Origin of the sequence: Rodentibacter pneumotropicus DSM 21403, from assembly GCF_000379905.1 — a bacterium.
Classification (GTDB): domain Bacteria; phylum Pseudomonadota; class Gammaproteobacteria; order Enterobacterales; family Pasteurellaceae; genus Rodentibacter; species Rodentibacter pneumotropicus.
This window is the reverse complement of record NZ_KB904040.1, coordinates 251,159-271,809: the sequence shown is the minus strand read 5'-3', so window position 1 is coordinate 271,809 and position 20,651 is coordinate 251,159. Positions and strand designations below refer to the sequence as shown.

The following is a 20,651-nucleotide window of genomic DNA, read 5'->3' as shown; positions in this document are numbered from 1 at the left end:
CAAAGGGTTATTTACCGAAAGTTTGATCTGTTTAACATTTTTTATTCGTATAATCGTTTACTTAAAAACGATATTTGATTTTTATCTTGAATGATGCCTAGATTCGTTTGATGAAGCTCACAGTAGTAGTGCCGAACCCCATTTTATGATATCAAAAAAGAATTTATTTTGATTGGTGGCGACACCATCAGTATTCTTAGATGTACCGTCTTCATTCTTTGAATTATCGACCATACCGTTTTTATATTGACCTTTCACTACATCTAAATCATCACGTGCTTGGGTGCGTAAAATCTGACAGTATTGATTATTTAGTGATTCCACACTCCCTATTGCGGTACGGAATTTTTTGAATTGATAAGTAGCGTAATTCATTGATTTTTCATCATTTTGAATGATCTTCACATAATCTTCGCCAATAATATTTTCCAGCGGATAGAAAAAAACATATTGAGAGTGGATATAGCTATCTTCTTTGGCAAAATGTTGTTGCTGAATGCGTGTGAGATTAGGGTAAATACATTGCTCCGCTTGTTTACTGGTAATCGCCCACTGTTTCGCATTTTTATCTGAAAGTTGATAATCCGCGCCTGCAAATTCAGCCGGAATAGGCGATTGTGATGAGTCAAAAAGGTTACAAGCACTGAGTAATAGCGTTATGCCGAGTGTAAAAATAAGTTTCATATTTGGTTTCGAGAGATTGGTTGATATGAATGAAATTTTAACAATAAGCACAAAATAGATAAAGGCTGAAATAAATTTTCATTTTCCCGATTAGAAAAACTTCCGCTATAATGACCGCACTTTTCGTTAATTAAAAGGAATATTTATGCAAAATCCAAAAGATGATGTGCTTTATGCGCCCGTTGAATGGGTCGATCATAGCGAGGGCTATACCGATATTCGCTATCATAAATCCACTGACGGTATCGCAAAAATCACCATTAACCGTCCGGAAGTGCGTAACGCATTCCGCCCGCAAACTGTTAAAGAAATGATCCATGCCTTTTCTAATGCGCGTTTTGATGAAAAAATCGGTGTCATTGTATTAACAGGTGAGGGCGAAAAAGCGTTCTGCGCCGGGGGGGATCAAAAAATTCGTGGGGATTATGGCGGCTACAAAGATGAAAGTGGCGTACATCATTTAAATGTGTTGGATTTTCAACGGGATATTCGTACTTGCCCGAAACCAGTAGTAGCAATGGTGGCAGGTTATGCCATTGGTGGCGGTCATGTATTGCATATGTTATGTGATTTAACCATCGCGGCGGATAACGCTATTTTTGGTCAAACAGGGCCTAAAGTGGGATCTTTTGACGGTGGCTGGGGCGCAAGCTATATGGCTCGTTTGGTTGGTCAAAAGAAAGCCCGTGAGATTTGGTTCTTATGCCGTCAATATAATGCACAAGAAGCCTTAGATATGGGCTTAGTGAACACCGTGGTACCTTACGCTGATCTTGAAAAAGAAACCGTACGCTGGTGTCGGGAAATGCTGCGTAACAGCCCGATTGCATTGCGTTGTTTGAAAGCCGCATTAAATGCAGACTGTGACGGTCAAGCCGGTCTCCAAGAATTGGCGGGGAATGCCACTATGTTGTTCTATATGACAGAAGAAGGTCAAGAAGGTCGCAATGCGTTTAATGAAAAACGTGCGCCGGACTTCAGTAAATTCAGACGTAATCCTTAATTATCCAATCAAAAGTGCGGTTAATTTCAACCGCACTTTTTGTAAGCAAAATTTATGACAATTCGACAGTATAATCTTTATCGTTATTCCATTCCCGTTGATAGCCAACTGATTTTGCGAGATCGGTTTTTAAAACGCCGTGAGGGTTTGCTCGTGCGTATCCAATGTCAGAATAATGAAGGCTGGGGAGAAATTGCGCCATTGCCGGGGTTTAGCGAAGAATCCTTAGAAATGGCGGAAAGCCAAGTAATACAATGGCTTGCTGATTGGGATGCTGCCCGTAACCGCGATGAAGAAGTATCACTTGACGGGCTTTATCCTTCCGTGGCGTTTGGTTTGAGCTGTGCACTGGCAGAATTAAAAGGTAAACTGAATGCTGAAGGAAATTACCATACCGCTCCCTTGTGTTATGGCGATCCCGATGAACTTTATGAGGAATTAGCCCATCTTTCCGGTGAGAAGGTGGCGAAAATCAAAGTGGGAATGTATGAAGCCAACCGAGACGGATTGATTGCGGATATGTTTTTAGAGGCGATCCCTGATCTACAATTACGCCTTGATGCAAATCGCCGTTGGTCTTTTGAAAAAGCCTTGCAGTTTGCGGCAAAAATAAAACCGGCACATCGCTCTCAAATTCAATTTTTGGAAGAGCCTTGTAAAACGCCTGAATTAAGTCTTGAATTTGCAGCTCAAACAGGGATTGCGATTGCTTGGGATGAATCACTGAGAGAACCCGATTTTCAGCTTAAAAAAGAACGGCACTTGGCGGCAATTGTGATTAAACCCACATTAATCGGTTCCCTTGAGCGTTGTATTGAATTGATTGACCAAGCCCACGTATTAGGGTTAAAAGCGGTGATTAGTTCCAGTATTGAAAGTAGCCTTGGTTTAACCCAGCTGGCGAGAATGGCGCAACAATATACGCCGAATGTGACACCGGGGTTAGATACGCTGGATTTAATGGACTATCAAGTATTGCGTTCATGGAAAGGATCAACATTGCCGCTTATTGATTTAGAGTCTGAATTGATTACAAAGATTATCTGATTCGACCACCGTTTATCAAAAAATCCGTATAATGCACAATCCCAAAAGGAAGAGAAGATGTTAAAAAAATCCCAAGTTTTGCTGCTAAATGGCCCAAACCTAAATATGTTAGGCGCACGTGAACCCAAACATTATGGCAGTTTATCCCTTGCAGCCATTGAATCTAACCTGAAGGCACTGGCGGAGCAGCACAATGTTGAACTTGACTGTTTTCAAGCCAATAGCGAGGAGAAACTGATTGAAAAAATTCATCAAAGTTTTCAAAGAGTGGATTTTATTTTAATCAATCCGGCAGCCTATACACACACCAGTGTGGCATTACGTGATGCGTTGTTGTCAGTATCCATCCCTTTTGTCGAAATTCATTTGTCTAATGTACATAAACGAGAACCGTTTCGTCACCATTCTTATTTTAGTGATGTGTCGGAAGGGGTAATTTGCGGATTAGGTGCCAAAGGTTATGAATTTGCCTTTTTATTTGCCTTGGATTTTTTAGCAAGAAAGCAATAAAATGCAGTATTTTTAGCGAAATTCACAGAATTTTATCGCAATTTAGATCAATTTAGGGTAATCTTTGCCCGATTAAAAATCGGTTTATAACTGACCGCACTTTTTGTGTGTTGTTGGTATTATGTAGCAGTTTTGTATAAAGTTTTGGGTTCACTTGTAGGGATTTCTGTTCTTGTGCATTTGCCACATAATACTGTGCACTATAATGAAAGTGCGGTTAAAAATTTCATCATTTTAGGAAAAACGTATGGACATTCGTAAAATTAAAAAGCTGATCGAATTAGTGGAAGAATCAGGTATCACTGAATTAGAAGTGCAAGAAGAAGAGGGAACGGTTCGCATTAGTCGTGCTGCACCCGCAGTTGTACCGGCAGCGGTGCAATATGCCGCACCGGTTGCTGCGCCGACAGCTATGCCAGCCCCAACCAATGCCCCAGCACCAACTGCTACATCGGTAGTTCCTGAGGAGGTTGTTGGTCATCAGGTTCGTTCTCCTATGGTAGGAACGTTTTACCGCAGCCCAAGTCCGGAAGCTAAAGCATTTGTTGATGTAGGACAATCAGTTAAAGTAGGTGATACGCTTTGTATCGTTGAGGCAATGAAAATGATGAATCGTATTGAAGCGGACAAAGCCGGCGTGGTGAAAGCAATCCTAGTCAATGATGGCGAACCGGTTGAGTTTGATCAACCGCTGATCGTTATCGAATAATCCTATCAATTATCCAAAATGGCGGGCTTGCTCGCCATTTTTTAACAAATGGAATTTCTTATGTTAGAAAAAGTTGTGATTGCCAACCGTGGTGAAATTGCGTTACGTATTTTGCGCGCGTGTAAAGAATTAGGCATTAAAACCGTTGCGGTACACTCCACAGCAGATCGTGATTTAAAACATGTGTTATTGGCAGATGAAACGGTTTGTATCGGTCCTGCGCCTTCAGCAAAAAGCTATTTGAATATTCCTGCGATTATTGCTGCGGCTGAAGTGACGGGAGCTGATGCGATTCATCCGGGATATGGTTTTTTATCTGAAAATGCGGATTTTGCCGAGCAAGTAGAGCGTTCGGGTTTCACTTTTATTGGACCGACAGCGGATGTGATTCGTTTAATGGGGGATAAGGTTTCGGCGATTAAGGCAATGAAAAAAGCCGGTGTTCCTTGTGTGCCGGGTTCTGATGGTCCGGTTGGAAACGATATTGCCAAAAATAAAGAAATTGCTAAACGTATTGGTTATCCAATTATTATTAAAGCTTCCGGTGGTGGTGGCGGTCGCGGGATGCGTGTAGTTCGTAGCGAGGAAGCATTAGAAGAATCTATCGCGATGACAAAAGCAGAGGCGAAAGCCGCGTTCAATAATGACATGGTTTATATGGAAAAATACTTAGAAAATCCACGTCACGTGGAAATTCAAGTATTGGCGGATACTCACGGTAATGCTGTGTATTTGGCGGAACGTGATTGTTCTATGCAACGTCGTCATCAAAAAGTGGTGGAAGAAGCGCCGGCTCCGGGAATTAGTGAAGAACTTCGCCGTGATATCGGTTCTCGTTGTGCAAATGCCTGTGTGGAAATCGGTTATCGTGGTGCAGGTACATTCGAGTTTTTATATGAAAATGGTGAATTTTATTTCATCGAAATGAATACCCGTATCCAAGTAGAACATCCGGTGACGGAAATGATTACAGGTGTGGATTTAGTGAAGGAGCAGTTACGTATCGCCGCAGGTTTACCGATTTCTTTCAAACAAGAAGATATTAAAGTGAAAGGCCATGCGATCGAGTGTCGTATTAATGCGGAGGATCCTAAGTCGTTCTTACCATCACCGGGGAAAGTGAATCACTTACACTCACCGGGCGGTTTTGGCGTGCGTTGGGATTCCCATGTGTATGGCGGTTATACAGTACCTCCTCATTATGATTCAATGATTGCAAAACTCATTACTTATGGCGATACCCGAGAGGTAGCGATCCGCCGTATGCAGAATGCCTTGGCTGAAACCATCATTGACGGTATTAAAACCAATATTCCATTACATGAGATGATTTTGGAAGATGAAAATTTCCAAAAAGGTGGAACAAATATTCATTACCTTGAGAAAAAATTAGGGTTACATGATTAATTAAAAAAAATGGCTCACGAAAGTGAGCCTTTTGTTTATTTCTTTTTCACCGGGCGTTGCCAGTTTTGAATATGGCGTTGCGGTACTCGGGTTATTACCAATTCATCTTTACCAACATTACGAGTGATGGTTGAACCTGCACCGATGGTTGCACCGTCTTCAACGGTTATTGGTGCGACTAATTGAGTATCGGACCCCACGAAGACATTATCACCGATAATGGTTTTAAATTTATTGGCGCCGTCATAATTACAGGTAATCACGCCAGCACCAATATTACAATTTGCACCGATTTCACTGTCACCCACATAGGTTAAATGATTCACTTTTGACCCTTTACCGACAATGGATTTTTTGATTTCCACAAAGTTGCCGACATGGGTTTCGGCAGCAAGCTCTGCCCCTGGACGTAAACGGGAAAACGGACCAATTGCCGCTTTTTCTCCAATGGTGGCATCGTCTAAAACGGAGTAAGGTTTCACTTCCACATCATCGCCAATCACCACATTTTTTAATACGCAGCCCGTACCGATTTTCACCCGATTTCCTAACCGCACTTCACCTTCAATAATCACATTGGTATCAATCTCCACGTCTTTACCGTGCTCAAGGGTGCCGCGTAAATCAAACCGTTCAGGATCTGCCAACATCACGCCTTCTAACAGTAAACGTTCCGCCTGTTTACGTTGATAGTAACGTTCAAGTGCGCTTAACTGCAGGCGATTATTTGCCCCTTCCACTTCCATCATATCCGTTGCCTGAACGGCAACAACTTGGCAACCATCTTGGTTTGCAAGGGCAATTAAATCCGTTAAATAATATTCGCCCTGAGCATTATTATTGCCTACGCGCGCGAGCCATTTTTTGAAACTCGCTCCATCGGAAACCATTACACCGGTATTCACTTCTTGAATTTTTAATTGTTCTGCATTGGCGTCTTTTTGTTCAACAATAGCTGCCACCTGACCATTTTCACGAATAATACGACCATAACCCATTGGATTGTCTAATTGTACAGTTAATAACGCAATGCCGTTTTCAGGTTTTGCGGCAATGAGTTTTTCCAAGGTTTCTTTTGTAATCAGTGGCGCATCGCCGTAAAGCACCACAATATCCTCATTATCTTTAAAAAAAGGTGCTGCCTGTTGAACCGCATGTGCAGTGCCGAGTTGCTCGGTTTGTAATACCCAATTCACCTTTTCATTAGCAAGACGTTCACGCATTAATTCACTCCCATGTCCGTAAATTAAATGCACATTTTCCGCTCCTAATGAATTTGCCGTATCAATCACGTGTTTGACCATCGGCTTACCCGCCACGGTATGTAACACCTTTGGCAAATCGGAATACATACGTGTGCCTTTTCCTGCCGCCAAAATGACCGCACTTATTGTTTTATTTATCATAAAAATTTCTCTTATCATCAAAAATTGTCAGTATTTTAGCTTAGAAAGGAAAAGATGATAAGCTGTTTATCTTTTCTTAAAAAATTCTATAATGAGACAATTTTTGAGCGATTTGGGGTGAAGATGCGTAGTAGAGATGACATGATTTTGCAATGGATTAATCAGCAAGGAAAAGCGAGTGTGGTTGAACTGGCTGAAAAGTGCGAAATATCTGTTGAAACCATTAGACGTGACCTTAATCGACTTGAGAAACAAGGATTGCTTTATCGTACACATGGTGGAGCGATAAGTAATAAAACGACGGATCTTGGTTCCTTTTTTCAGGCTCGGCGATATATTAACGCAGCGGAAAAACGCTATATTGCTAAGAATGCTCTTGAATTACTCTATGAGAATGCGGTGATTGGCTTGGATGCGAGTTCCACGAGTTGGTATTTTGCTCATTTAATGCCGGATATTCCTTGCACTGTTGTGACCAATTCTATGTTTAATATCAACGCATTGGTTAATAAGCCCAATATCAAAACCATTGTGACCGGTGGGGTTTATTCATCAAAATATGAAGCCTTTTACGGGCCATTATCAGAATATTTATTACAACGTCTTCATATTAACTTTTCTATTTTTTCTTGTTCCGGGATTGATAATCAAGGGAATATTTGGGAATCCAACGAATTAAATGCCTCTTTAAAGCGTAAAATGATGGAAGCATCGGAACATGCTTATCTTTTGGCGGATCATTCTAAGTTTGAGAAAAAAGGTCTGATTCAATTAACTGAATTGAGCAAAATTAATACTATTTTTAGTGATTCCGATTTATCGGAGACCTTCCAAGTATATTGTGAAAAAATGATGTTTTGACCGTTTTATAGCAAATAATGACCGAATTTACCGTTTGTTAAGAATATAAGTAAAAAATGGGCATTATTTTCCTTAGAAAATGCCCGATTATTGTGATCCCTTTCACAAATTTGAAATCAACTTCATTTTCCTTCTGTCTTCTTTCGTTTTTTTATTCAAAAATAATTTCAAGTTAAGCAGATAAACCGCTTATCCGAGGTTTCAATATGAATAAAAAATGATAGGAGACAGACTATGATGACATCTTCCACTCAAACCAATCGTATTAAAATCGGTATTCGTCCAACCATTGACGGTCGTCGTATGGGTGTACGTGAATCATTAGAAGAGCAAACCATGCGTATGGCGAAATCTGTTGTCGATTTATTGCAAACCCATATCCGCTATACGGACGGTGCTTTTGTCGAATGTGTGATTGCCGATACTTGTATTGGTGGTGTTGCTGAGGCTTCGGCTTGTGCCGATAAATTCAAACGTGAAAACGTGGGATTAACTATTACTGTCACACCTTGTTGGTGTTACGGTTCTGAAACTATCGATATGGATCCACATATGCCGAAAGCGATTTGGGGCTTTAACGGCACTGAACGCCCAGGTGCGGTTTATCTTGCTGCGGCGCTCGCAGGTCATTCTCAATTAGGTTTACCGGCGTTCTCAATTTATGGCACAGAAGTTCAAGAAGCGAATGACACCGACATTCCGGCGGATGTAAAAGAAAAATTGTTACGTTTTGCCCGTGCCGGTCTTACCGTTGCCACTCTTCGTGGAAAATCCTACTTATCCATCGGCTCTGTTTCTATGGGAATCGCCGGTTCGATTGTGAACCAACAATTTTTCCAAGAATATCTTGGTATGCGTAACGAATATGTGGATATGACTGAAATCAAACGCCGTTTAGATCGCAAAATTTACGATCAAGAAGAAGTGGAGTTGGCACTTTCTTGGGTAAAACAATATTGCAAAGAAGGAATTGATGTAAACAGCCAGGAAAATCAACGTACACCGGAGGAACGAGCCGAACTTTGGGAAAATGTAGTGAAAATGACCATCATTACTCGCGATTTGATGGTAGGGAATCCCAAATTAGCAAAGTTGAATTTTGCGGAAGAAGCCCTAGGCCATAATGCTATTGCAGCTGGATTCCAAGGTCAGCGTCATTGGACGGACCATTTGCCAAATGGTGATTTTATGGAAGCCATGCTTAATTCTACCTATGATTGGAATGGGGTTCGTCCACCATATATTCTTGCTACTGAAAATGACAGTTTGAATGCCGTATGTATGTTGTTCGGACACCAATTGACCGGTCAGGCTCAAGTTTTTGCTGATGTGCGTACTTATTGGAGTCCGGAATCTGTTGAACGTGTGACCGGTTGGAAACCAGAAAGTGGCTTTATTCATTTAATTAATTCCGGTTCTGCTGCACTTGACGGCACAGGTCAGCACCGAGATGAAAATGGTAAACCAACCATTAAACCGGCTTGGGATGTGACAGAAGAAGACGGAAAACGTTGTTTGGAGAATACCCGTTGGTGTCCTGCTGTACATGAATATTTCCGTGGCGGCGGTTTATCTTCCCAATTTTTAACTAAAGGTGGTATGCCCTTCACGATGCATCGTATTAACCTTATCAAAGGCTTAGGGCCGGTATTGCAAATTGCCGAAGGTTGGTCAATTGATTTACCGGAACGAGTACATAATATCCTCAATAAACGCACCAATGAGACTTGGCCGACGACTTGGTTTGTTCTTCGTTTAACGGGCAAGGGGGCATTTACCGATGTCTATTCTGTAATGGCAAACTGGGGCGCCAACCACTGTGTAACCACTTATGGGCACATAGGTTCGGATCTCATCACACTTGCCTCAATATTACGTATCCCAGTTTGTATGCACAACGTTGAAGAACGCAATATATTTCGCCCAAGTGCCTGGAATGGGTTTGGTCAAGATAAAGAAGGTCAGGATTATCGCGCCTGTCAAAACTTTGGACCACTTTATAAATAATGGCAATCGGCACGTGCTTTTCAGCGAGTACCGCCATTCCATCAAAACCCATAGTGAAGTGCGGTCAAAAAATCCATTTATTTTTCAACCGCACTTTTTTCTAAATTCTAGGGAGGGCTTGTATGCCTATCGTACTGATTTTTGATTGCGGTGCGACCAATTTACGCACTATTGCGATGAGTAATAAAGGCGAGATTTTGGCAGCCTGCCATATTGCGAATAATACCCAACCTGATATCAAATTCGCTGATTATCATATTTGGAATTTTGAAGAAATCTGGCAAAAATTATCCGATTGTGCTGATCAAACTATCGACAAGTTGAGAAGGCAAAATATTGATTTAAAAGATATTGTTGGTATTTCTGTTACTACGTTTGGTGTAGATGGCGCGCCCTTTGATCGGTATGGGCAGCAGCTTTATCCGATTATTTCTTGGAAATGCCCACGCACACTTTCAGTGATGGAGAAACTGGATAATTTGTTGGATGTAAAAGCACTTTATCAACGTAACGGTATTGGACAATACAGCTTTAATACCTTATTCAAACTGCTTTGGTTGAAAGAACATGAACCGGAAGTTTTCCAAAAAATGGATAAGTTTGTGTTCATTTCTTCCATGCTAACCCAGCGTTTAACAGGAGAATGGACCACCGATCACACAATGGCGGGAACATCAATGATGACAAATCTCGCCACCGGTGATTGGGATGAAGGTGTTTTGCGGCTGCTTGGGCTAACGTCAAATCATTTTCCGCCAATGCGTCGTGCCGGTGAAAAAGTGGGTGATCTTACGACCGCACTTGCTATGCGTTGGGGATTAAATTGTATTCCGGTGATTGCTTGCGGACACGACACGCAATTTGCCATGTTTGGTTCCGGTGCGGGATTAAATCAACCGGTGTTGAGTTCCGGTACTTGGGAAATTTTAATGGCTCGTACGCAATATGCGCAGCCACAATTTGATTTTATTTCACAAGGGCTAACGACGGAATTTGATGTTCAACCTAATTGCTTTAATCCGGCGGTGCAATGGGTTGGCTCCGGCATTATGGAATGGCTTGGAAAACTGTTGTTCGCGGATGTATATGGCACAAACAAATATTATTCGACAATGATTGCAGAAGCGATGGAAGTAGGGGAAAGGAGTATCAAAAGTGCGGTCGATTTCCAAGGCGTTTTTAGTCAAATCGGACAAGGGCATCTTGTCGGGCTTTCCATGTTTACTTCTCGTAGTGAAATCTATCGTGCGGCACTTTATTACATGGCAAAGCAGCTTAAGCAAGGTTTGGCGGTGCTACAACAGGTTAGTCATTTTAAAGCGGAAAGTTTGATCTGCGTTGGGGGTGGATCAAAAAATCCGTTATGGAATCAAATTCGCGCCGATGTTTTAGGTTTACCTATTGAGGTGGTCGATGTGGCAGAAACGACAGTATTAGGCGCAGCGATGTTTACTTTTGTTGGTGTTGGCGTTTATGACAACGCAGAAACGGCACAGAAAATCATGCAACCGCAACGCAAACGTATTTATCCTCAGTTTAATTTTGCAAACGAATAGGAGCAATTTAATGTTAAAAGGTATTCATCCGGCAATTTCCCCTGAGTTACTCAAAATTCTAGCCGAAATGGGACATGGTGATGAACTTGTACTTGCCGATGCTCATTTTCCTGCTCACTCACTTCATCATAATGTCGTGCGTGCCGATGGGATTTCTATTGCAACCTTATTAAAAGGTATCGCGCCATTATTTGAATTTGACGCTTATGTCGCGGCACCACTCGTCATGATGCAGGCTGTGCAAGGCGATACGTTGGATCCTGATGTAGAAAAACGCTATTTAGAGGCAATTCAAAGTGCGGTCGATTTTGTGCCAAATCTCACACGTATCGATCGCTTTGATTTTTATGAGCGTACAAAACATGCTTATGCCGTTGTTATGACTGGCGAAACTGCAAAATACGGCAACATTATTATCAAAAAAGGGGTTACCCCTGTTTTATAACAAGTTAGAGGTCTTAAAAATGAATAGAAAAGCACTTTCACAAAAAATTATCGATACCTGCCTTGAAATGACCCGATTAGGTTTAAACCAAGGGACTGCGGGAAATGTAAGCGTACGCTATAAAGAAGGTATGCTGATTACACCCACTGGTATGCCATATCATTTAATCACGCCGGAAAATATCGTTTATGTGGATAACAATGGCAAACACGAAGACGGAAAGCTGCCTTCCAGTGAATGGCAATTTCATTTAGCGGTCTATCAGGCACGTGCGGAGGCTAATGCGGTTGTGCATAATCATTCTCTTCACTGTGCCGGTTTGTCCATTCTCGAAAAATCAATTCCGGCTATTCACTATATGGTGGCAGTGGGAGGAACTGATCATATTCCCTGCGTACCTTACGCAACATTTGGAACCTATGAACTTGCCTCTTATGTGTCGGAGGGAATCAAAAAAAGTAAGGCAATTTTGCTGGCTCACCATGGTTTAATTGCCTGTGGTGAAAACCTTGATAAAGCGTTGTGGCTTGCACAAGAAGTGGAGGTGTTGGCTTCTTGGTATTTGAAATTGCTTGCAACGGGTTTGGATATTCCGCTTTTGAGTCGTGAGCAAATGCAGGTGGTATTAGGCAAGTTCCATACTTATGGATTACGTATTGAAGAATAGTGATTCTTTGTGTTTCTCTCTACTAATTAATAGAAGGAAAATATTATGACTGCCAAGGTGTTAGAAAAGAAATTTATTGTCCCCTTTATTTTAATCACCAGCTTATTTGCTTTATGGGGATTTGCGAATGATATTACCAATCCGATGGTTGCCGTATTTCAAACCGTTATGGAAATTCCGGCTTCCGAAGCCGCTTTGGTGCAATTTGCATTTTATGGCGGTTACGGCACGATGGCGATTCCTGCCGCTATTTTTGCCAGCCGATACAGTTATAAAGCAGGAATTATGTTAGGGCTTGTTCTCTATGCAATCGGTGCGTTTTTATTCTGGCCGGCTGCACAATATGAAGAGTTTAATTTTTTCTTGATCTCACTTTATATTTTAACTTTTGGTCTGGCATTTTTGGAAACGACTGCAAACCCCTATATTCTTGCTATGGGGGATCCGCAAACTGCGACACGTCGTTTGAATTTTGCTCAATCTTTTAACCCATTGGGGTCAATCACAGGTATGTTTGTGGCTTCTCAACTGGTGTTAACAAATCTTAACTCCGATAAGCGTGATGCTGCCGGTAATTTGATTTTCCATACGTTGTCAGAAGCGGAAAAAATGGGGATTCGTACCCATGATTTAGCTGAAATTCGTAACCCATATATTGTATTAGGTTTTGTGGTGATTGCGGTGCTGCTCATTATCAGTCTTTACAAAATGCCGACCGTAAGAGTTGAAGAAGGTCATTGCCGTATCACTTTTAAAGAAGCGGTCCGCCGTTTGATGCAAAAAGCAAAATATCGTGAGGGCGTCATTGCGCAAGTTTTTTATGTGGGTGTGCAAATTATGTGCTGGACGTTTATTGTTCAATATGCAGAACGTTTAGGTTTTACTAAGGCAGAAGGGCAAAATTTCAATATTATTGCAATGGGGATTTTTATCGCCAGTCGTTTTATTAGTACCAGTCTCATGAAATATCTCAGATCTGAATTTATGTTAATGCTCTTTGCTATCGGAGGCTTCCTTAGTGTTCTTGGCGTGATTTTCATTGATGGAATATGGGGATTGTATTGCTTAATTTTAACCTCTGGTTTTATGTCATTGATGTTTCCAACTATCTATGGTATTGCACTCAATGGTTTAAACGAAGAATCCACAATTGGTGCAGCAGGTTTAGTCATGGCTATTGTCGGTGGTGCGTTAATGCCGCCGTTACAAGGGATGATTATCGATCAGGGTGAAGTCATGGGCTTACCAGCAGTGAATTTCTCATTTATTCTACCTCTTGTTTGCTTTGTAGTGATTGCTATCTACGGATTTAGAGCATGGAAAATTCTTAAATAATAGTACAAATGACCGGGCTAAAAGTGCGGTCATTTTTTTACAAGTTTGATGGACAATCCTTGTGTTTAATTCCGTATTCCCGTTGAGTTAGCTCAACAAATAGGGTAAACTACCGTCCCGTCTTTGATAGCTAATCTTCTTCAATTTCCGACCGCACTTTTGTGAAATGTCTCGCAAGATGATTAGCTATAATCATTTCTATCCCAACAAAATAGGTTTCCTATGGCTACAAATTATATTTTCGTCACAGGCGGTGTGGTCTCATCGCTCGGTAAAGGTATTGCAGCGGCATCATTAGCTGCAATTTTAGAAGCGCGTGGCTTAAACGTTACGATTATGAAACTCGATCCCTATATTAATGTGGATCCGGGCACGATGAGTCCTACCCAACACGGTGAAGTATTCGTCACTCAAGACGGGGCGGAAACAGATTTGGATTTAGGTCATTATGAGCGTTTTATCCGCACGAAAATGACGAAACGTAATAATTTCACTACCGGTAAAATTTATTCGGAAGTGCTACGCAAAGAACGTCGTGGTGATTACCTTGGCGCAACCATTCAAGTGATTCCCCATATCACGAATGAAATTAAAGATCGGGTGATTGCAGGAGCGCAAGGACATGATGTGGTGATTGTGGAAGTGGGCGGAACAGTGGGGGATATTGAATCTTTACCATTCTTAGAGGCGTTACGTCAGCTTGCGGTTCAAGTGGGTCGCGAGCATACGTTATTTATGCATTTAACCCTGGTACCCTATATCCCGACAGCCGGTGAAGTGAAAACCAAACCAACCCAACATTCGGTCAAAGAATTACTTTCCATCGGGATTCAGCCTGATGTGTTGATTTGTCGTTCTGACAGAATGATTCCGCCAAATGAGCGGGCGAAAATCGCTTTGTTCTGTAATGTACCGGAGCGGGCGGTGATTTCATTAAAAGACGTGAATTCGATCTATCAAATTCCGGCATTATTGAAATCACAAGGACTAGATGATTTTGTTTGTGAGCGTTTCCGCTTAAACTGCCAAGATGCAGACCTTTCCGAATGGGAACAAGTGCTTTATAAACAAGCCAACCCTGTCGGGGAAGTTACCATTGGTATGGTGGGCAAATATACGGAATTACCGGATGCCTATAAATCAGTGAATGAGGCATTAAAACACGCAGGTTTAACCAACCGCCTATCGGTGAATATCAAATATATTGATTCACAAGATGTGGAAACCAAAGGTGTAGAGGTGCTTCAGGGCGTGGATGGTATTCTTGTACCGGGCGGTTTTGGTTATCGTGGCGTGGAAGGTAAAATTCGTACTGCACAATATGCGCGTGAGAACAATGTGCCTTATTTAGGGATTTGTTTAGGAATGCAAACGGCATTAATTGAATATGCCCGCAATGTAGCAGGATTAGCCAAAGCGAATTCTTCCGAGTTTGACCGTCATTGTGAACAGCCTGTTGTGGCATTAATTACGGAATGGCAAGATGCCGAGGGCAATACGGAAGTCCGTTCCGACAAATCCGATCTTGGTGGTACTATGCGTTTAGGCGCACAACAATGTCATTTAGTAGAGGGAAGCCTTGCACGTGAATTATATGGTGCAGATACCATTGAAGAACGTCACCGCCATCGTTATGAAGTGAATAATGTATTACTTCCACAAATTGAAAAAGCAGGATTAAAAGTGACAGGTTTATCTGCGGATAAAAAATTAGTAGAAATCATTGAAGTGCCAAATCATCCTTGGTTTGTGGCGTGCCAGTTCCATCCGGAATTTACTTCGACGCCACGTGATGGGCATCCGTTATTTGCTGGGTTTGTCAAAGCAGCTTACGAAAACCACAAAAAATCAGCTTAATTTTTGGTCATAAAAAGTGCGGTTAAAAATCTCAATGAATTTTAACCGCACTTTTTTATTAAACATTAGAAGTCTGGTCAGTAGTGATGTGATTTGTCGAAACTTATTGAATTTATTCATGTAATTAGGATTATTGTTTCTTATTGGTAAATTATGTTTTAACTAATGGTCCATTTATTTAAAATTTGGAAAGCATATAATACACTCCATCAACAGAACGATAGGTTCTAACAATAAATTAAGGAGTTTTATATGAAAAAAGTAGCAAATGTTTTTACTGCTCCGGCAAAACACTGGGTAGGTAATGGCTTCCATGTAGCGTCAATGTTTAGTTATAACGATAAAGACAAAAATCTTGATCCGTTTCTTTTAATGGATTACAACCCACCGAAATTTTTCCAAGGCGGTCGTCGTGATAATTCAGAATTTGATTTACGTGGCGTGGAAGAACATCCGCATCGTGGTTTTGAAACTGTGACGATTGCTTATCAAGGCGAAGTTTCTCACCGCGATTCTCACGGTGGTGGCGGTACAATCGGTACAGGTGATGTTCAATGGATGACAGCTGGCTCCGGTGTGATGCACGAAGAAATGCACTCAGAAAAATTTGCTAAAGAAGGCGGATTGTTCGAAATGGTACAGCTTTGGGTAAATTTACCGGCGAAAGATAAAATGACCGAGCCGAAATACCAAGCCATTAAATCAGCAGATATTCCGGTTGTGAAATTGCCTGGCGATGCGGGGCAAGTACGTGTGATTGCCGGTGAATTATTAGGAACAACAGGTTCAGCGAGCACTTTTAGTCCGGTTAATATGTGGGATACCACGATGAATGCAAATGCGACACATACTTTTAGTGTGCCGGAAAGTCATAATGTGGTTATCCTTGTATTAGAGGGAACAATCCAAGTTGGTGGAGATGCGGTTGCGCGTCGTGGCGAGCTAGTTACTTTTGAGCGTGGTGGAGCCGATGTACTTATTGAATCTAACAATGAAGCTAAATTGTTAATTCTTACCGGTGAACCGCTCAATGAGCCAGTTGTAGGTTACGGTCCGTTTGTGATGAATACTCGCGAGCAAATTGTTGAAGCTTTTAACGATGTGCAAACCGGTAAATTCGGTCGTTTAAACTAAAAAATGATAAGCATCCGTGCTTAAATTCAAGGGTAAATTCCGTTTAAGGATTTACCCTTTTTTATATTTTCTCTGTGGTATATCATATTTTTGGAAAATCTAATTGTGAATTAAATCTAAGCTTGTAGGTTTGGAACTTGGTAAAATCATTAAAAAAGCGTGGTCATTTTGGGGAAATATTTTATGCACAATATTAAAGTCACAGATTCAGGATATTGGCTTCTCACACAGGGTTCCAATTTACATTTAGTTAATCGCAACTTACCTTATGGAAATGCCACATTATTCGGTTTTGAAAATTTAAAAGGTATGCTAATTGGCGAATGGGCAGGGCAGCCATTATGGCTTATCGAAGAACAACAGGATGATCAACGAGACTATTTTAGTTTACGAGATCTGCTTTTTCTTTCGGAGGAAAAGTTTTATTTGTTAAGTCGTGGAGTGGAAATTAACCATTTTCTGAAAACTCATCGATTTTGTGGCAAGTGCGGTCATTCCAATCGTCAAACGGAAGACGAGATTGCTATGCAGTGTACACATTGCGGTTATCGTACTTACCCCGTCATTCATCCTTCTATTATTGTTGCGGTACGCCGTGATACGCAGATTTTACTCGCCAACCATAGACGCCATTATCAGCCCCGCGGTGGAATGTACACCACGCTTGCCGGTTTTGTTGACGTAGGGGAAACTTTTGAACAGGCTGTTCATCGGGAGGTATTTGAAGAAACGGGCATTCGGATTAAAAATATTCGTTATTTCGGTAGCCAACCTTGGGCATTTCCTAATTCACAAATGGTAGGTTTTTTAGCTGATTATGAGAGTGGCGAGATTGCTTTACAGGAAACGGAAATTCATGATGCGCAATGGTTTTCTTATCATCAGCCCTTGCCAGAATTGCCTCCAACAGGTACTATCGCACGAAAATTAATTCATGCTACGCTTGAGCTTTGTAAAGTGGCAGATAACAAAAAGGAAACCTAAATGTCAGTATTAAAAAATGATCGCTATTTAAAAGCCTTATTACGCCAATCCGTGGATTACACACCGGTGTGGATGATGCGCCAGGCAGGGCGTTATTTGCCGGAATATAAAGCGACGCGCGCGCAAGCAGGGGATTTTATGTCCCTTTGTCGCAATGCGGATTTAGCTAGTGAAGTAACCTTGCAACCCCTCCGCCGTTATGATCTTGATGCGGCGATTTTATTTTCCGATATTTTAACCATTCCCGATGCGATGGGGTTAGGCTTGAGTTTTGGTGTCGGCGAAGGCCCCAAATTTGCCAGACCGATTGAAAGCAAAAGTGCGGTTGAAAATCTTCCGATTCCTGATCCGGAACAGGAACTGCAATATGTGATGAATGCTGTACGTACTATCCGCCGTGAACTAAATGGTGAAGTGCCACTTATCGGCTTTTCCGGTAGTCCGTGGACGCTCGCCACTTATATGGTGGAAGGTGGTAGCAGTAAAACCTTCAGTAAAATCAAAAAAATGATGTATGCAGAACCGCAAACATTGGATTTATTGCTGGATAAACTTGCGGATGCCGTGATTCTCTATCTTAACGGGCAAATTAAAGCCGGCGCACAATCTGTGATGGTATTTGACACTTGGGGTGGGGTATTGGGACATCGTGAATATTTGGATTTTTCCCTTCAATATATGCACAAAATTGTTAATGGTTTGATTCGTGAAAATGAAGGACGCGTTGTGCCGGTAACACTCTTTACTAAAGGCGGTGGGCTATGGCTTGAAGCAATAGCAAATACCGGTTGTGATGCAATCGGCTTAGACTGGACGGTCAATTTAGCCGAGGCAAAAGCACGTGTCGGACATAAAGTTGCGTTACAAGGCAATATGGATCCAAGTGTGCTTTACGCGCCGGCAGAACGCATTGAACAAGAAGTGCGGTCAATTTTAGCGGATTTTGGCGAGGGCAGCGGACACGTGTTCAATTTAGGGCACGGTATTCACCAAGATGTGCCGGAAAATGCACCGAAAGTGTTCGTTGATGCGATTCACGAATATTCTAAAACTTATCATAAATAAAGAAATAAGATGCGAAATCCTATTCATAAACGTCTGGAAAACTTTGAAAGTTGGCAGCATTTAACTTTTATGGCGGCATTGTGCGAGCGTATGATGCCGAATTTTAAATTGTTTTGCCAAATAAATAATATGGAAGCTGAGGGCAAAATTTATCAAAATATTCTCAACCTTGTGTGGGAGTTTTTAACAGTAAAAGATTGCAAAATTAATTTTGAGAACCAGCTGGAAAAATTGGAAGACATTATTCCTGATGTGAATGATTATGACAATTTTGGCGTGGTACCCGCACTTGATGCTTGTGAAGCATTGTCTGAGATTTTGCATGGAATTATTGCTGGAGAAACTTTAGAAAGAGCGGTCAAAATCAGCCATATTTCTTTGGGGACGATTACGGCGTTATTGGAAACGGAAAACGGTCGTCATTTTTCTGAGAGTGAGCTTAAAGAAAGCGAGGATATTCAAGCTGAATTGGATGTGCAGTGGCAAATTTATCGTTTGTTAAAAGAATGTGAAAAACGGGATGTTGAACTGATTTTAGATCTAAAAAACGAAATTAGAACTGAGGGAATATCCAATATTGGTATAAAATTTAACCAATAACGTGAGATTTATCACAAATTTAAAAAATCTTACTTTTATTTCATTGAAAGTTAGATTATGCTTTACGGAGCTGTTGTTGCCTGGGCTGAATGCTTGGTGGCGCGCTTTATAAGAGAAACAAATTAAATTTAACGAAAGGTGAAGTCTATGAACAAAACAGATTTAATTGATGCAATTGCAAATGCCGCAGAGCTAAATAAAAAACAAGCTAAAGCAGCATTAGAAGCAACTTTAGAAGCAATCGCTGCAAGCCTTAAAAAAGGTGAGCCGGTACAGTTAATTGGTTTCGGTACATTTAAAGTGAACCAACGTGCAGCGCGTACTGGCCGTAATCCACAAACCGGTGCAGAAATTAAAATTGCTGCATCTAAAGTACCGGCATTTGTATCCGGTAAAGCATTAAAAGACGCAATCAAATAATTGATGCATAAATTGCTATAAAGAACCCTGCCTTGAGCAGGGTTTTTTGTTGGCTAAAATTTCTTTACAAAAGCGCTGTGCTGCTATAATCTTACGAACCGAAATTTATTCCGTAATATTTTAAGAGTCATTAATGAAACGAACCGGTCAACCACGTAATACACAACAACGCCGACACGCAATTATGCGACATTTGCAACAGCAAGGTGAAGTGAGTGTAGAGCAGCTAGTTCAACTACTTGATACATCAGAAGTGACTATTCGTAAGGATTTAACCGTATTAGAAAGTAGCGGTTTTTTATTGCGTAAATATGGCGGTGCGATCTTAATGCCAAAAGAGATTATTGATGAAAACGAAAATGAGGAACTTTCGAAACGAAAGTTGGTCATAGCCAAGGCTGCAGCAGAATGTATTCGTGATCACAATCGTATTATTGTGGATAGCGGTAGCACCACCGCGGCATTGATTAAGCAACTTAATCGCAAGCAAGGCTTGATTGTGATGACAAATTCCCTTTCTGTGGCAACGGAGCTTCGGGCTTTGGAAAATGAACCAACTTTACTAATGACCGGTGGAACGTGGGATATACGCTCCGAATCTTTCCAAGGCAAAGTAGCGGAACAGGTATTACGATCTTACGATTTCGATCAGCTTTTTATTGGTGCAGATGGTGTTGATTTAGAGCGGGGAACAACGACATTTAATGAGTTAGTTGGCTTAAGCCAAGTTATGGCGGACGTTTCTCGTGAAGTGATTGTGATGGTGGAATCCCAAAAAATTGGCAGAAAAATGCCTAATTTAGAGTTAACTTGGCGGCAAATAAATGTATTGATTACAGATAGTGGGCTGTCAGAACAAGATAAACAAGCGATTTTGGCACAGGGTGTGGACGTGATCTGCGTATAAAGTGCGGTCAAAATCATTATTATTTTTCAAATTAGTGAGTAAATAGG

20 protein-coding genes are annotated in these 20,651 nt (G+C 41.3%); 18 read left to right on the top strand and 2 right to left on the bottom strand.

Annotation, left to right across the window (positions count from 1 at the left end; genetic code table 11):
- Nucleotides 1-117: 117 nt before the first annotated feature.
- Nucleotides 118-684, bottom strand: a complete 567-nt coding sequence (locus A3GE_RS0101400) for a DUF5358 domain-containing protein (protein WP_018355495.1) — start codon at nucleotides 682-684, stop codon at nucleotides 118-120.
- A gap of 145 nt (nucleotides 685-829) precedes the next feature.
- On the opposite strand from A3GE_RS0101400, the gene menB reads away from it, so the two are divergent.
- The 5 genes from menB (at nucleotide 830) to accC (ending at nucleotide 5,360) form a co-directional block, all read left to right on the top strand.
- A complete protein-coding gene (menB, locus tag A3GE_RS0101395; protein ID WP_018355494.1) occupies nucleotides 830-1,687 on the top strand; it encodes a 1,4-dihydroxy-2-naphthoyl-CoA synthase in 858 nt (285 codons plus the stop codon).
- Between the two features lie 54 nt (nucleotides 1,688-1,741).
- Nucleotides 1,742-2,734 carry an o-succinylbenzoate synthase gene (gene menC / locus A3GE_RS0101390; protein ID WP_018355493.1) on the top strand — a complete coding sequence of 331 codons (993 nt, stop codon included), beginning with the start codon at nucleotides 1,742-1,744 and terminating at the stop codon, nucleotides 2,732-2,734.
- Between the two features lie 57 nt (nucleotides 2,735-2,791).
- Complete coding sequence (aroQ, locus tag A3GE_RS0101385; protein WP_018355492.1) at nucleotides 2,792-3,244, top strand: type II 3-dehydroquinate dehydratase; 453 nt, start codon at nucleotides 2,792-2,794, stop codon at nucleotides 3,242-3,244.
- 247 nt (nucleotides 3,245-3,491) lie between these two features.
- Nucleotides 3,492-3,953: an acetyl-CoA carboxylase biotin carboxyl carrier protein gene (gene accB / locus A3GE_RS0101380; RefSeq protein WP_018355491.1), complete on the top strand. Its 462-nt coding sequence runs from the start codon at nucleotides 3,492-3,494 to the stop codon at nucleotides 3,951-3,953.
- Nucleotides 3,954-4,013: 60 nt separating this feature from the next.
- Nucleotides 4,014-5,360, top strand: a complete 1,347-nt coding sequence (accC, locus tag A3GE_RS0101375) for an acetyl-CoA carboxylase biotin carboxylase subunit (RefSeq protein ID WP_018355490.1) — start codon at nucleotides 4,014-4,016, stop codon at nucleotides 5,358-5,360.
- Nucleotides 5,361-5,395: 35 nt separating this feature from the next.
- On the opposite strand, the gene glmU is transcribed toward accC, so the two are convergent.
- On the bottom strand, nucleotides 5,396-6,766 hold the full coding sequence (gene glmU / locus A3GE_RS0101370) for a bifunctional UDP-N-acetylglucosamine diphosphorylase/glucosamine-1-phosphate N-acetyltransferase GlmU (protein ID WP_018355489.1): 1,371 nt from the start codon (nucleotides 6,764-6,766) through the stop codon (nucleotides 5,396-5,398).
- A 123-nt stretch (nucleotides 6,767-6,889) separates the two neighbouring features.
- Between glmU and A3GE_RS10910 the strand changes: the two genes are divergently transcribed.
- The 13 genes from A3GE_RS10910 (at nucleotide 6,890) to A3GE_RS0101305 (ending at nucleotide 20,604) form a co-directional block, all read left to right on the top strand.
- Nucleotides 6,890-7,627: a DeoR/GlpR family DNA-binding transcription regulator gene (locus A3GE_RS10910; protein WP_033259603.1), complete on the top strand. Its 738-nt coding sequence runs from the start codon at nucleotides 6,890-6,892 to the stop codon at nucleotides 7,625-7,627.
- Nucleotides 7,628-7,864: 237 nt separating this feature from the next.
- Nucleotides 7,865-9,634: an L-fucose isomerase gene (fucI, locus tag A3GE_RS0101360; RefSeq protein ID WP_026215341.1), complete on the top strand. Its 1,770-nt coding sequence runs from the start codon at nucleotides 7,865-7,867 to the stop codon at nucleotides 9,632-9,634.
- Nucleotides 9,635-9,756: 122 nt separating this feature from the next.
- Nucleotides 9,757-11,190, top strand: a complete 1,434-nt coding sequence (fucK, locus tag A3GE_RS0101355; protein ID WP_018355486.1) for an L-fuculokinase — start codon at nucleotides 9,757-9,759, stop codon at nucleotides 11,188-11,190.
- Between the two features lie 10 nt (nucleotides 11,191-11,200).
- The gene (fucU, locus tag A3GE_RS0101350) at nucleotides 11,201-11,635 is read left to right on the top strand and encodes an L-fucose mutarotase (RefSeq protein ID WP_018355485.1); all 435 of its coding nucleotides are present in this window, start codon (nucleotides 11,201-11,203) and stop codon (nucleotides 11,633-11,635) included.
- 19 nt (nucleotides 11,636-11,654) lie between these two features.
- Nucleotides 11,655-12,302 (top strand): L-fuculose-phosphate aldolase, encoded by a 648-nt coding sequence (gene fucA, locus A3GE_RS0101345; RefSeq protein WP_018355484.1) that lies wholly within the window; start codon nucleotides 11,655-11,657, stop codon nucleotides 12,300-12,302.
- A 45-nt stretch (nucleotides 12,303-12,347) separates the two neighbouring features.
- Entirely contained in the window at nucleotides 12,348-13,637 is a 1,290-nt protein-coding gene (gene fucP, locus A3GE_RS0101340; protein ID WP_018355483.1) for an L-fucose:H+ symporter permease, read from the top strand.
- A gap of 222 nt (nucleotides 13,638-13,859) precedes the next feature.
- Nucleotides 13,860-15,494, top strand: coding sequence for a glutamine hydrolyzing CTP synthase (gene pyrG / locus A3GE_RS0101335; protein WP_018355482.1), 1,635 nt, complete (start codon nucleotides 13,860-13,862; stop codon nucleotides 15,492-15,494).
- Nucleotides 15,495-15,746: 252 nt separating this feature from the next.
- Nucleotides 15,747-16,628 carry a pirin family protein gene (locus tag A3GE_RS0101330; RefSeq protein WP_018355481.1) on the top strand — a complete coding sequence of 294 codons (882 nt, stop codon included), beginning with the start codon at nucleotides 15,747-15,749 and terminating at the stop codon, nucleotides 16,626-16,628.
- A 183-nt stretch (nucleotides 16,629-16,811) separates the two neighbouring features.
- A complete protein-coding gene (gene nudC, locus A3GE_RS0101325; RefSeq protein WP_018355480.1) occupies nucleotides 16,812-17,612 on the top strand; it encodes an NAD(+) diphosphatase in 801 nt (266 codons plus the stop codon).
- Nucleotides 17,613-18,677 carry a uroporphyrinogen decarboxylase gene (gene hemE / locus A3GE_RS0101320; protein ID WP_018355479.1) on the top strand — a complete coding sequence of 355 codons (1,065 nt, stop codon included), beginning with the start codon at nucleotides 17,613-17,615 and terminating at the stop codon, nucleotides 18,675-18,677.
- Between the two features lie 9 nt (nucleotides 18,678-18,686).
- Nucleotides 18,687-19,277, top strand: a complete 591-nt coding sequence (locus A3GE_RS0101315) for a YjaG family protein (protein ID WP_018355478.1) — start codon at nucleotides 18,687-18,689, stop codon at nucleotides 19,275-19,277.
- 147 nt (nucleotides 19,278-19,424) lie between these two features.
- Nucleotides 19,425-19,697, top strand: coding sequence for an HU family DNA-binding protein (locus A3GE_RS0101310; protein WP_018355477.1), 273 nt, complete (start codon nucleotides 19,425-19,427; stop codon nucleotides 19,695-19,697).
- 133 nt (nucleotides 19,698-19,830) lie between these two features.
- Nucleotides 19,831-20,604, top strand: a complete 774-nt coding sequence (locus tag A3GE_RS0101305) for a DeoR/GlpR family DNA-binding transcription regulator (RefSeq protein WP_018355476.1) — start codon at nucleotides 19,831-19,833, stop codon at nucleotides 20,602-20,604.
- The last annotated feature ends 47 nt before the right edge of the window (nucleotides 20,605-20,651 follow it).